The organism is Stenotrophomonas sp. GSD10, from assembly GCF_056172695.1.
The window spans coordinates 2,918,266-2,931,093 of the sequence record NZ_JAOCMC010000002.1 but is presented as its reverse complement, the minus strand read 5'-3'; the positions used below and the strand labels follow the sequence as shown (position 1 = coordinate 2,931,093).

11 protein-coding genes and 2 pseudogenes are annotated in these 12,828 nt (G+C 68.5%); 3 read left to right on the top strand and 10 right to left on the bottom strand.

Annotation, left to right across the window (positions count from 1 at the left end; all coding sequences use genetic code 11):
• Positions 1-44: 44 nt before the first annotated feature.
• The 6 genes from N4G47_RS13885 to N4G47_RS13860 all read right to left on the bottom strand — a co-directional run bounded on the left by N4G47_RS13885 (position 45) and on the right by N4G47_RS13860 (position 5,609).
• A complete protein-coding gene (locus N4G47_RS13885) occupies positions 45-488 on the bottom strand; it encodes a DUF2147 domain-containing protein (protein WP_107231139.1) in 444 nt (147 codons plus the stop codon).
• Positions 489-620: 132 nt separating this feature from the next.
• Positions 621-1,025, bottom strand: a complete 405-nt coding sequence (gene gloA2, locus N4G47_RS13880; RefSeq protein ID WP_475287840.1) for an SMU1112c/YaeR family gloxylase I-like metalloprotein — start codon at positions 1,023-1,025, stop codon at positions 621-623.
• Positions 1,022-2,092 carry a serine hydrolase domain-containing protein gene (locus N4G47_RS13875; RefSeq protein WP_475287837.1) on the bottom strand — a complete coding sequence of 357 codons (1,071 nt, stop codon included), beginning with the start codon at positions 2,090-2,092 and terminating at the stop codon, positions 1,022-1,024. The genes gloA2 and N4G47_RS13875 overlap by 4 nt, the downstream gene beginning before the upstream one ends.
• 16 nt (positions 2,093-2,108) lie before the next feature.
• Positions 2,109-4,049: a DUF885 domain-containing protein gene (locus N4G47_RS13870; RefSeq protein ID WP_475287835.1), complete on the bottom strand. Its 1,941-nt coding sequence runs from the start codon at positions 4,047-4,049 to the stop codon at positions 2,109-2,111.
• Between the two features lie 94 nt (positions 4,050-4,143).
• Positions 4,144-4,929, bottom strand: a complete 786-nt coding sequence (locus N4G47_RS13865; RefSeq protein ID WP_475287833.1) for a queuosine precursor transporter — start codon at positions 4,927-4,929, stop codon at positions 4,144-4,146.
• Entirely contained in the window at positions 4,926-5,609 is a 684-nt protein-coding gene (locus N4G47_RS13860; protein WP_111204456.1) for a DUF502 domain-containing protein, read from the bottom strand. Before N4G47_RS13860 ends, N4G47_RS13865 begins: the two co-directional genes overlap by 4 nt.
• A 76-nt stretch (positions 5,610-5,685) precedes the next feature.
• On the opposite strand from N4G47_RS13860, the gene N4G47_RS13855 reads away from it, so the two are divergent.
• A complete protein-coding gene (locus tag N4G47_RS13855; protein ID WP_475287829.1) occupies positions 5,686-6,594 on the top strand; it encodes a hypothetical protein in 909 nt (302 codons plus the stop codon).
• A gap of 12 nt (positions 6,595-6,606) precedes the next feature.
• The gene (locus tag N4G47_RS13850; protein WP_475287826.1) at positions 6,607-6,999 is read left to right on the top strand and encodes a hypothetical protein; all 393 of its coding nucleotides are present in this window, start codon (positions 6,607-6,609) and stop codon (positions 6,997-6,999) included.
• Between the two features lie 8 nt (positions 7,000-7,007).
• On the opposite strand, the gene N4G47_RS13845 is transcribed toward N4G47_RS13850, so the two are convergent.
• Both N4G47_RS13845 and N4G47_RS13840 read right to left on the bottom strand, forming a co-directional pair.
• Positions 7,008-7,529, bottom strand: coding sequence for a hypothetical protein (locus tag N4G47_RS13845; protein WP_475287824.1), 522 nt, complete (start codon positions 7,527-7,529; stop codon positions 7,008-7,010).
• Positions 7,530-7,769: 240 nt separating this feature from the next.
• Positions 7,770-8,222: a DUF4442 domain-containing protein gene (locus N4G47_RS13840; RefSeq protein WP_475287822.1), complete on the bottom strand. Its 453-nt coding sequence runs from the start codon at positions 8,220-8,222 to the stop codon at positions 7,770-7,772.
• Between the two features lie 639 nt (positions 8,223-8,861).
• Between N4G47_RS13840 and N4G47_RS13835 the strand changes: the two are divergent.
• Positions 8,862-9,313, top strand: a pseudogene (locus N4G47_RS13835) (REP-associated tyrosine transposase).
• 233 nt (positions 9,314-9,546) lie between these two features.
• Here the strand turns inward: N4G47_RS13835 and N4G47_RS13830 are convergent.
• Positions 9,547-11,168 (bottom strand): annotated as a pseudogene (locus N4G47_RS13830) (CHASE2 domain-containing protein).
• Positions 11,165-12,820 carry a FecR family protein gene (locus N4G47_RS13825; RefSeq protein WP_249843277.1) on the bottom strand — a complete coding sequence of 552 codons (1,656 nt, stop codon included), beginning with the start codon at positions 12,818-12,820 and terminating at the stop codon, positions 11,165-11,167. The pseudogene N4G47_RS13830 and the gene N4G47_RS13825 overlap by 4 nt, the downstream one beginning before the upstream one ends.
• Between the last annotated feature and the right edge of the window lie 8 nt (positions 12,821-12,828).

Below are 12,828 nucleotides of genomic sequence, written 5' to 3'. Positions count from 1 at the left end.
ACCCGGCCGGGGCCGGGTCACGGGGATTGCGCGGGCCGTCGGGCTTAGTCGCGGATCCAGGTCTGGGTGCGGCAGATGAAGGCGATGCAGCCGGCCACGTCCAGCTTGTTGCCGCCGGGCTGCAGTTCCATCTTGGATTTGTAGACCTTGCCGGTAGCCGGGTCGAGGATCTGGCCGCCGGCCCACTTGCTGGCGCCGTCGGGCTTCAGGCTCCAGAGGATGGTCATGCCCTTCACCGGCTTGTTCTTGTTGGCACCCTCGCAGCCGTCGCAGACCGGGTTGGGACCCTTGTCCGACTGCAGCACGTCCAGCACCTTGCCGGACAGCGAACCGTTGGCGGCCTGGGTGATTTCGACGATCGACTTCACCTTGCCGGTCTTGTCGTCGATGGTCTTCCAGCGGCCGGCCGGGCTGTCGGAGGCCTGTGCCGAAAGTGCGGCCAGGCACAGCGGCAGTGCCAGCAGCAGGGTCTTGAAGGTCTTGCGCATGGTCCCCTCCCAGGGTTCATTCCGGCACGATGCCGGTACACGCCGACTGTATACCCATTCGGCGGAGTATGGGGAAGGGGGCAGGGCTGTGCCCTGCACCCACGGTAGTGCCGGCCGCCGACCCCGAGGGCCTCAACCGGCTTCGTACAGCTCCAGCGGCAGGCCGTCGGGGTCGGCGAAGAAGGTGAAGCGGCGGCCGGTGTATTCATCCACCCGGATCGGTTCGCAGGTGACACTGTGGCGGGCCAGGCGTTCGATGAACGGCTCCAGCGCAGCCACCCGGAACGCGAGGTGGCGCAGGCCCTGGGCCTCTGGGCGGCTGGGCCGCGGCGGTGGCGAGGGGAAGGAGAACAGTTCCAGCTGGCCGCCATCGGGCAGGGCCAGGTCCAGTTTCCACGAATCGCGAGCGGCGCGGTGGTTCTCGGCCAGCACGCGCAGGCCGAGGATGCGCACGTAGAAGTCCTTCGAGCGTGCGTAGTCGCTGCAGATCAGCGCAGCGTGGTGGAAGCCCAGCAGGGTGTCGGGGGCGGCAGTCATTGCAGGGTATCCAGCCAGCGCTGGGCGATCTTCTGCGCCAGCGGATAGGGTTCGGGGTCGTTGCGGTTGGTCAGCACGATCACGGTCAGGTGCTTTTCCGGATGGCGCACGATCACGTTGCGGAAGCCGATGCTCTCGCCGCTGTGCCACTGCACCGGTCCCAGCAGCCGCCAGCCGAAACCGTAATGCGGTACGTCGCGTTCCGGGGTACGGGTGGCCGGGCTGAACATCGCATCGCGCGAGGCCGTCGACAACAGGCGGTTGTCGTACAGCGCGGCATCCCAGCGGGCCAAGTCATCGAGCGAGGAATAGAGGCCGCCATCGCCGAGCACGGCGCTGGTGGTGCTCTGGTCGGTGCGCTGCCAGCGGCCGTCGATCAGGCTGTAGCCGTAGGCGCGCGCGGCCACCGTATCGACGCCGTCCTGGTGGGCCACGGTGTGGGCCATGCCCAGCGGAACGAAGATGCGCTGCTGCAGGAAGGTGGCGAAATCCTGGCCGGATGCGCGGCCGACGATCAGTGCCAGCAGCGCGTAGCCGCTGTTGCTGTAGCGGTACTGTGTGCCAGGCGCGAAGTTCAGGCGGTCCTGGCGTGAGAGCAGGGCCAGTACGTCGGCGTCGTGCACCTGGCGGCTGTCGGCTGGATCCATCAGGTCTTCGTAGTCGAGCAGGCCGCTGGTGTGTGAGAGCAGTTGGCGCAGGGTAATGGCCGCGGCGGCCGGCGGCAGTTCGGGCAGCCACTGCCGCGCGGTCTGGTCCAGCCCGAGCCGGCCGTCCTCGACCAGCAGCAGCACCGCCGCGGCGGTGAACTGCTTGCTGACCGAGGCCAGCCGGAAATTGCTGGCCGGCGTCACCGCCGTGCTGTCTTCCAGCACCGCCAGACCGTAGCCGCGGCGAAACACCGCTTGCCCGTTGTGCAGCACCAGCACGGCAGCGCCAGGTACCTGGCCGTCGTAGGCCTGCATCAGGCCGTCGATGCCCGCATCCGGCGGGGTCAGCACCGGAGCGGCGGCGCCCGCCAGGGGCAGCAGGCCCAGCACGGCGGCGAACAGGGCGACGGCAGGGCGCATGGCGGCTCCGGCAGGGTCAGGGGGATGGGGCGGTCGCGGCGCTGGCCGGCTCGGCCATCCAGCGCTCCATCTTGCGGTCCAGCACATCCAGCGGCATCGAGCCGTCCTTCAGCAGTTCGGCGTGGAAGCGGCGCAGATCGAAGGCGGCACCCTGGCGGGCCTTGGCCTTGTCGCGCAGGGCGACGATGGTGGTCAGTCCGGCCACGTTGGACAGTGCCTGGCCGGGCTGGGCCATGATCCGCTCGACTTCGGCGTTGGCATCATCGCTGCTCATGTCCACGGTCTTCTGCAGGTAGGCCACCGCCTGCTGCTTGCTCCAGCCCTGGGCGTTGACGCCGGTGTCGGCCACCACGCGCGCTGCGCGCAGCAGGCGCGAGTACAGATAGCCGATGCGGTCATAGGGATCGGTGTAGACGCCCAGGTCCTCGCCCAGCGTTTCGGCGTACAGGCCCCAGCCTTCGACGAACGCAAGATCGCCGCCCAGGCGGCGGAAGCGTGGCAACTTGGCCAGTTCCTGCTGCAGGCCCAGCTGTACATGGTGGCCGGGGATCGCTTCATGCAGGTACTGCACCGGCACGTTCCAGCGCTTGCGGCTGGGCAGGTCGCGGGTGTTGATGTAGAGCACGCCCGGCTGCCCCGCCGGCGACGGCTGGTAGGCGGCAGCGGCGGCGGTCAATGCACGCTCCGGTTCCACCGCACGCACTTCCAGCGCGGACCTGGGCAGCGTGTCGAGCACCTGCGGCAGGCGCGCGTTGACCTGTTGCTGCACCTGGCGGTAGCGGTTGATCAGTGCGTTGGCATCGCTGTACTGGAACTGGCGGTCGTTGCGCATGCTGCGCAGCAGCTTGGCCGGCGTGCCACGCAGCTTGGCATCCTTCATCACCGCAGCGATCTGCGCCTGCAGTTCCTGCACGCGCTGCTCGCCCAGTGCGTGCAGCTGTGCGGCGCTCTGATCGCTGGCGGTGGTCTGCACGATCAGGTTGGCGTACCAGGCCTGTCCATCGGGCAGTGCGCCCAGGCCACTGCTGGCGCGCGTGGCCGGCAGGTATTCGGTGGCGATGAAACCGCGCAGGGCCCGGTAGGCCGGCATGATGCGCAGTTCGATCATGCGCTTGTACTCGGCGCTGATGCGCGCCTTGTCTTCGGCCGCGATGGTCGTGGGCATGGTACGGATCGGCGACCAGAAGATGCTCTCTTCGGCGGTCGGCTTGATCACCGCATCCAGCTGCGGCAGAACCTTTTCCATCAGGTCGCGCGGCTGCACGACGCCGGCCTTCATGCCCTGGCGCATGTTGTCGATGGCCTGGTCGAACAGCTCGGGAATACCCAACGAACGGCGCGACCAGGTGTCGTAGTCCTGCGCCGTGTTGAACGGCTGCGCGCCGGCACCGGCACCGAGGATCGCCATGATGCTGCCGATGTTGTAGTACTGGCTGATCGGCATCATCCAGCTCGGGTAGCGCTCGGCTGCCAGCGAAGCGCGCGCATCGCGCACGAAGATCTCGTAGCTGAGCAGATCCTGGCCCTGCAGGCCGTCACTGCCGACCTTCTCGACCTTGCCCAGCCATTGGGTGGTGAAGTCATGCGACTGCTGGCGCCAGGCGGCCGACAGGATGTTGGGCAGCTGATCGTTGTAGCGCGCTTCGCCCTGGAACGTGGCCTGCAGCGGGTTCAAGCGCATCGAGGCATCCCAGTACTCGTCATACAGGCGTTCCAGCTGCACCTGCTTGGGTACGGCGCGGGCCGGGGCGACCGGACGCGCGGCGGCGCGGCGCGCGCTGCTGCCACGGGCGGGCGCGGTGGCGCGGGCGGGCTTGGCCTTGGGCTTGGCCGCCTGGCGGGTCTGCGCGGTGGCAGGGCGGCTGGCCTTCTTCTTCGCTGCTTCGGCCGACGGCACGGCACTGAACAGGAACAACGCGGCGATGGCGGCGGCCAGGACGCGGGTGGGATGCGGCATCAGGAGCTTCCGTGGAACACAGACCGTGGAGCTTGCACGATCCGGCCGCGTACGGCCAGCGTGAAGGCGCAGTCAGGTTACCGCTGCTGGGCCTTCAGTCAGCCGACGCAGCGGCACGCAGCGCGGCGGCGCGCTCGGCCCCCAGATAGCGTGTGATCGCGCGCCGCATCAGGTACAGCAAGGGAATGAGGGCGATCGCAAAGCCCATCTTGTAGAGGTAGTTGACGCTGCTGACCGCCAGGAACAACGACGTCGGCCACTGCTGTGGGCCCAGTACGAAGGCGATCCAGATCACCACGAAGCTGTCCACCACCTGCGAGACCGCCGTCGAACCGGTGGCGCGCAGCCACACATGGCGTTCGCCGGTGGCCTGGCGGATGCGATGGAACACCGCCACGTCGATCAGCTGGCCGAGCAGGAAGGCCACCAGTGAACCGCCGATGGTCCACATGCCCTGGCCGAACACCGCGGCGAACGCGGCTTGGTAGTCCGGCACGCCATGGTGGTCCATCGAGGTGACCCACCAGCTGGCCGGCGCCAGTGAGATCGCCGCGAAGGCGAACAGGAAGCCGTAGGCGATCAGCACCACCGCCAGCCACGAGATGAAGCGCACGCCGCGCTTGCCGAAGAACTCGTTGATGGTGTCGGTCATGATGAACACCACCGGCCACAGCAGGGTACCGGCGGTGAAGCTGAGCGAGCCGGTCTGGCCGAACAGGTTCCAGTTCAGCGGGTCGATGCCCAGGGTGTCTTCCAGCGCGAAGATCTTCACCCCGATCAGCTCGGCCAGTACCGCGTTGCCGCAGAAGAACGCGGCCAGCACGATGAACAGCAGGACCGCGCGATCCTGCAGCGGGCGCTCGATCGGGGCGGGGGTCATTCGCTGCGTTCGCCAGCGCGGGTGAACGGCACGCTGGACGGTGCCACCGCGCCACCGGAAATGATGAAGCTCATGGCCTGGTCGACGGTCCAGTCGGTGGGCGTCAGCAGCTCCACCGGCACGATTTCCAGATAGCCGGAGGTCGGGTTCGGCGTGGTCGGCACGTACACCGCCGCCAGCTCACGATCGGTGCCGTGTTCCTTGATGACGCGGGTGACCAAGCCGACCGACTTCATGTCGCGATGCGGGAAGTCGATCAGCACCACACGCTGGGTGCTGCCCGGTTCGGTCTGCAGCATGTCCAGCAGCTTCTTGGCGCTGTCGTAGATGATGCTGGCCAGCGGAATGCGCTTGATGACCGCGCCGACCCAGCGCAGCAGGCGCTGGCCGAGCACGCGGCGACTGGCCACGCCCACCGCCAGGATCACCAGCAGGGTGGCCAGCAGGGCGATGGTGTCCTGGATCCATTCGGCGCGGACCCAGCCGAGGTAATGCGGGAAGCTGGTCGCGATCTGCTCCGACAGCGGCACCACCAGCGGGCTGGAAATGCCCGACAGCAGCACGAACACGAACTTGACCACGACCCAGGTCAGCCAGATCGGCAGCAGGGTCAGCAGGCCGGTCAGGAACAGGCGCTGCAGGGAGGGGCGGGGAACCAGGGCGGGGGCTTCGAGCGACATGGGCGCATTGTAGCGGCCGGCGCCGGTCGATTACGCTGGAATGTCGAAGGTGGCCATGACTCATGGAAGGGACGCTGTGTTGAAGATCCTGCGCGGACTGGGCTGGGCCGGAGCGGCCCTGCTGGTGCTGGTCATCGTGGTGTGGTGCGCCTCGCGCCTGTGGCCGGTGCCTGAATCGAGGCGGCAGGCGCAGCAGCGGCTGGAGGCGCGGTTGCCGGCAAGCGGACATAACGGCTATGCGCTGTTGTGGACGATTGCGTTCGATGACCTGGATGCGGGCCAGCGCGAGCAGGCGCTGGCCGAGGACCTGCGCCGCTGGAAGGCCGATCCGCGCGGCGAGACCGGCGCACAGCCTCATCTGACCGCACTGCGTGACGGGCTGCGTCCGCGCCCGGGCGCCAGCTGCGGGCCGACGGCCGGCAACTGCCTGGCCCAGGTGCGTGCCGATCCGCAGCGCTTCATCGACGCGCATGCCGGGCACAAGCAGCTGCACGCGCGCCTGGACCAGCTGGCCGACGCGGACCACTTCGTATCGCCGTTCCCGCCCAAGGGCGGGGGCATCGTGGTGCCGCTACCCACTTACGGATTGATGGTTGATGCGACCAGTGCACGCGCGCTGGCCTACGTGCAGGGCGATGTCGACGGCGCACTGCGTAGCAGCTGCCGCGGGCTGCAGCTGGGTCGCCGGCTGGTGCCGGGCGGCAGCTATCTGGTCGACAGCATCATCGGCGCCAGCCTGGTTCAGGCCAATGCACAATTGCTGGCCGACATGCTGGTTGAACTGCCGGCCGATCATCCGTTGCCGGTGGAATGCGAGGCGGCGATGCGACCGATGCTGGCCGAAGAGCAGAGCCAGTGCCGCGCTCTGCAGGGCGAGTTCGCGATGAGCCGCGCGGTGATCGAGCGAACGGGGGAAGGGTTTGGTGTCGCACTGGTGCTGGACCACGGCAGTACCCTGGCGCGCATCGCCGGCAACCTCGGCTGAGCCTGCGGACCGGTGGCGCTGGCGGCACTGAAGGCCGATCGCCCGCTGTTGGTCGCTGCGCCGCCGCAGCGCGATTTCGGCTGCCTGTCGAACTACCTGGGGTGCCTGCTGACCGACGTGGCTGGGCCGGTCTATCTCGCCTACGCAGCGCGGAGCCAGGATGCGGCGGCGACGGTGCGCCTGCTGGCGGCGCAGCGCTGGCTGCGGCAGCAGGCCGATGAACCGGTCGAGGCCCTGCAGCGGTTGCCAGCGCAGTTCCGCTCGCCGACCCGGGCGCCGCAGCTGTCGGCCGATGGCCGACGCCTGCAGGTGCCGCGACGCGCGCCAGCGCGCAGCCCGGACGAAGCGGCGTGGTTGTCGGTTCCGCTGCTGGCGGGCGCGGGTTCAACCGTCGCCGCTGACTGAGGCCGGGCTCAGCGGCCGGCGACCAGCGGATCGAAGCTCCAGCCGTCGCCGACGGTCTGCAGCGTCCAGCGTTGGCGGCCGCGCAGCGGCTCCCAGCGCACGTGTTCCTTGTCGTCCTCGATGCTGCCTTCGATCCGCTTCACCTTGCGCGTGGAGAAATTCACGCTCAGCGACGTGGCCTGGCCGGAGTTGCGCATCACCGAATCCTGGTCGTAGCCGATCAGCACGAAGGCACCGTCCTGCCAGCGGAAGGTGAACGCGGTGGTGCCCATCGACCAACTGCCTGCGCTGGAGAAAGAGAACAACGCTACCTTCAGCGTGCCGCGCTGGATGCTGACGCCACCGTCTTCAAGCGGGTCGCTCATCACCGGGTTGTCCGGGCGTGGAATCAGCTGGTGGTCCTGCGCCGCAAGCACGTAGCCGGACAGACGCGACCAGGCGATGGCGAGGATGCGCGGGTTGCTGTCGTAGGGCGAGGGACCGAAGCCATCGTGCTCGATGACGTTGCGCGGGTCCTGCTGGCGCAGCACCAGCACAAGGTCCGCGCGGCCGTCCTGGTCGAGATCGCCCTCGCTGCTCGATTCCAGGGTCCAGCCAGGGGCACGAATCCGGCCGCATCGGCGGCCTGTGCCGGCAGCACCGGGTACTGCGCTGGCGGTAGATCCAGGGCGTGCGCTGCGCAGGGCAGCGCAACCAGCAGTGCGGCAAGGGCGTAACGGCGCATCGGAGCCTCCATGGCAAGGGAGCAGAGGATAGCGCCCGCGCGGCGATCAGCGCGCGTGCGGTTTCAGGCGCAGGTAGACCTGCTTGCGCACTTGGGCAACCACCTCGCCGCTTTCATCGACCACATCGTTGCTGAACCAGCGCAGCACCTTCTCACCGCTGGCGGCCTCGGCGCGCAGCTCGTCCAGCAGCGCGTCGTCGATGCAGAACGAGGCGCGCACGGTGCCGCGGCCGGGCTTGAGGAAGTCGATCGCGCCGGCGCGGTCCCACACATAGTAGTCGCGCCCCAGGGTGTGCATGAGGCCGAGCATCCAGAACGGATCGGTCATTGCGAACAGGCTGCCGCCGAAATGCGTGCCGACGTAATTGCGGTTCCAGGGCCGCAGGCGCAGTTCCACGTCGATCTGCCGATAGTCCGGCGTAATGCGGGTGACATGGATGCCGGTGAACAGGAACGGCGGCCAGAGGTTGAGGCCGAAGCGGAACGTGCTGGCTTTCATATGGATCCGGAGGCGCGGGGCGAGGGCTCCAGTCTAACCATTCGCATGCGTATGTTGCACCCTGGGGCAGAGTGGCTTGGCTTTCGGCGTTGGCGCAGTCGAGCAAGCTCGACGCTACGGGCGAACGGGCAGGGCATGTAGCGTCGAGCTTGCTCGACGGCTTTTGGTGCTGGCGCAGTCGAGCAAGCTCGACTCTACGGGCGAACGGACAGGGCATGTAGCGTCGAGCTTGCTCGACGGCTTTCGGCGTTGGCGCAGTCGAGCAAGCTCGACTCTACGGGCGAACGGACAGGGCATGTAGCGTCGAGCTTGCTCGACGGCTTTTGGTGTTGGCGCAGTCGAGCAAGCTCGACTCTACGGGCGACCGGGCAGGGCATGTAGCGTCGAGCTTGCTCGACGGCTTTCGGTGTTGGCGCAGTCGAGCAAGCTCGACTCTACGGGCGACCGGGCAGGGCATGTAGCGTCGAGCTTGCTCGACGGCTTTTGGTGTTGGCGCAGTCGAGCAAGCTCGACTCTACGGGCGACGGGCAGGGCAAGTAGCGTCGAGCTTGCTCGACGGCTTTTGGTGTTGGCGCAGTCGGAGGGAGATTTCAGGGTTTGCTGATGGGCAATGCTCGGCGCCCGCGCGATGCTTTACACATGCCAAGTCCAGCCCTGCTTCGTGGTCGGTGTTCAGCGATCGGCAATGTCTATGTCATCACCAGCGTCACGGCTGGGCGCCGGCCCACCTTTACCGATGTGCGCTGCGCGAACGCGCTGATCGCGGGGCTGCGTGACAGTGACGGGAGCGGAATCAGTCGATCCTTCGCCTGGGTGATCATGCCCGATCATCTGCATTGGGTGATGCAGCTGCGTGCCGGAACCCTCGCGCGCTGCGTTCAGTCGCTCAAGTCCAGGGTGGCCATCGCCGTGAATGCGGGGTGCGGGGAACATCGGGCCGTGTGGCAGCGAGGCTATTACGATCACCTGGTTCGCAGCGAAGAGGATGTCCGGCGGCAGGCGATGTATGTGATGGCCAACCCGGTGCGGTCCGGTCTGGCGTCATGCCTGGGGAGTATCCCTTTGCGTGGTGTCGCTGGCCGCTTGAATGAGCGGTGATGCGGTTTGCGCAGTCGAGCAAGCTCGACTCTACGTCCGATCGGCAGGTCATGTAGCGTCGAGCTTGCTCGACGGCTTTTGGCGTTTGCGCAGTCGAGCAAGCTCGACTCTACGTCCGACCGGCAGGGCATGTAGCGTCGAGCTTGCTCGACGGCTTTGGCGTTTGCGCAGTCGAGCAGGCTCGACGCTACGGGCGAATGGCGTGGCCGATGGCCTTCGGCGCCGGTCATGCGCCGTCGATCACGAACCCGTCGCGGCCATTGGCCTTGGCCTGGTAAAGGGCGGTGTCGGCGCCCTCGACAAAGTGATGGGGTTGCAGCTCGCTGTCGGGGATGCGGGTAAACACGCCGACGGTCAGCGTGACCTGGTCGTCGTTGCCTGCGCCCGAGGCTGGCAGCGCACGCACGCAATCGATCAGGTCCTCGATCACCTGCCGCGCTCCCGTAGCGGGCGTGTCCGGCAGCACCAGAGCGAACTCGTCGCCGCCGTAGCGCGCGGCCATGTCGCGTGGGCGCCGGGCATGCGCACCGATCAGCCGCGCGACATCGCGCAGCACGCGGTCTCCGACCTGATGGCCGTGACGATCGTTGTGGCGCTTGAAATGATCGACATCGATCAGCGCCAGGCTGAGCGGCTTGCCGCTGCGTCGCGCAGCATCGCACTCCTGCTGCAGCGATTGCTCGAAGCGCAGGCGGTTGCCCAGCCCGGTCAGGGCATCGCGGTTGGCCTGGCGGTGCCAGGCCGAGATCCGCCAGATCGCCCAGACCAGCAGCACCAGCACGATGCCGAGCATCGCGCTGGCCGGCGCCCACCACAGATCGGTGGCACGCAGCAGCAGCCAGCTCAGCAGGGGGCGGCCGGCAGCGAGCACAGCGCCACAAGCCAGGGCAGGCGCAGGCCGAGCAGGATCACGCACAGCGCAGCCAGCACGCCGCTGATGGCGTGCTGCCATGCCGGCGGCATGACCTCAATCTGCTTGTGCTGCAACAGCATCGAGGTGATGTTGGCCTGGTACTCGCTGCCACTCATCCAGAATTCGCGGGTGGTCGGGGTCAGCAGGCGCGGGGCGATGCCGCTGGCGGTCATGCCGACCACGATGCGGCGGCCGTGCAGCATCGCCATGTCGACATGGCCGTCGAGCACATCGGCATAGGACACCTGCGGCAGCCGTTCCGGCGGACCGGCGTAGCGCACGCGCACGTAGTCGTCGCGTCGCCACTGGTAAGGGGAATCCAGCGACGGTTCGGGGTCGGGCAGGCCGCGCACCGCGTCCGCCGGCAGGCCGGCCAGGGCCAGGCCCAGCGCCGGCCAGTGCGCTCGGCCGATGCCCGCATGCAGGTACACGCCGCGGGCGACGCCGTCGCCATCCATTTCAACATCGGTGTGGCCGATGGCGGCCGCGCTGGCTGCGATCTGCGGGATCGGCAGCATTTCCTCGGCCATGCGGTCGCCAGCTGCTGGCGCCGCCAGCACCGGCAGCACCACCCGGCCGTTGCGACGGATTGCCGCTGCCAGCTGATCGTCCTGACGGCTGTCGCGACGGTCCGGCTCGGACAGCATCAGGTCCAGCGCGACGCGCTCCGCGCCGGCGTCGGTCAGCCGGTCCAGCAGGCGTGCATGCACCGAGCGCGGCCAGGGCCACTGGCCGATGCGCTGCAGGCTGCCTTCGTCGATGGCCACGATCAGCACGCTGGGGTCGGGACGGTACTCCCAGCTGCCGACCAGTGCATCGTAGGCCGCTTCGTCCTGGCGCCACAGCCATTGGCCCTGGCTGGCCAGCGCGGTCAGCACGCCGGCCAGCACCGCCAGCACGATCCGTTTCGGCCAGGGCAGCGGCGAGCGCCTCACAACAACAACCAGAGCAGCAGGGCGCCACCGCCGGCGCCGTAGCACAGGCGGCAGGGCAGGGTGACCTGCTGCGCCGGGGAGAACTCGCCGGCGTGGCCGTCATCATCGATGTACTGCACGCGCACATGCAGCGTGCCGCGCCACGGGCGCTTGAAGCTGACCTGCGGTTCGAGCACGGTTTCGTCCACCAGCGGCGCCTTGAAATCGCCGCGGCGGTCGACCTGCACGCGGTAGCGCTGGCCGTCGCTGCCGGCCTGCCAGCGCAGGGTCAGTTCGCCGTGTGCGGCGTGCGGCGGCTGCAGGGCGGGATCGACCGGTTCGTTGCTCAGCTGCAGCGGCAGTGCCTGGCCGAAGCGGCCCTGGTGGCCATTGCCATCGCGCGAGGCCACGCGCCAGAAGTACTGGCCCGGCGGCAGCGGTTGCGCCAGGCGCAGGTCGGTGCCCTGGCCGGCCTGCTCCTGCAGCGGCTGCAGGAAGGTCGGCTCGGCGGCGATCTGCAGCACGCTGCTGCGCGCGCCGGGAGCCTGGGTCCAGCGGAAGCGGGGGCGGTCGCTGTTGACGGTCTGCCCGTGCAGCGGGGACAGCGTGATCGGCGGCGCGGGCTGATCGCTGAGTTCGAAATCGGCGCTGGCGTCGAGGCCTTCCACGCCCTGTGCATCCACTGCGCGCAGCAGGATGCGCAGCTGGCCGGGCGGCAGGTCGCCGATCGCCAGCCGGGTGTCGCGGGTGGTGGCGGCAAACAGCAGGATTTCCGGCGTCGCCGCTTGCACCACTTCGACACGGTAGTGCGCGGCGCCGCTGACCGGCTCCCAGGCCAGCAGCGTCGGCAATGGTGCCAGGCGCAGTTCATCGCTGCGCAGCTGTGGCGCCGGCAGCAGGGCGGAGACCGCCTCCGGCGCCGTATCGGCACTGCCGCTGCGGCTGGCCTGCCCCGGCTGGACCATGCGCTGGCCATGGGGGTTGCCGACCTGCACCTTGCCCTGCAGGACTTCGGTGGCCGCGATCTGGCCACTGTCGCCGGCACTGACCCGGAACACGGTGCCGCGCACGCTGCTGGTCGCGGTGGGGGCATCGATGATGTAGCGCGAGGCGGGGCCGCGTGCTGGAGTCACCCGGTTGCTGGCCCGGCCCTGTTGCAGGCGCAGGCGGGTATCGACCATGCCGGTGTGGCCGTAGCGGCTGAGCTGGTCCAGGCGCAGGCGCGAGTATTCACGCAGCTGCAGGCGCGAGGCATCGGCGAATTCAAGGGTGACGCTGGAGTCGCCTTCAGTGGCCACGGTGTCGCCGATATGCAGCTGCTCGCCGGCGCGGATCGCGCGTGTCGCGCTGCCATCGGCTCCGGCCAGCTCGACCGTGCCACGTACCGACAGCACCCGCGCCGGCGCCGGCTCGGTGCGCAGCCAGCGGATCGGGAAGCGCAGCAGCTGGCCCGGTGGCAGCTGGTAGGGATTGTCGATGCGGTTGTGCTGCTGCAGCTGCTGCCAGCGCACAGAGGGTTTCAGGTACAGCCCGCCGAGGTCCCACAGGGTATCGCCGGGACGGACCCGGTAATTCCAGTCCTGGGCGCCGGCGATGGCCGGCAGCAGAAGCAGGACGCACAGCAGGGCGCCCTTGAAGCGCATGGCGAACGACAGCGAGCGGACGAAGGTCACAGTTTGCA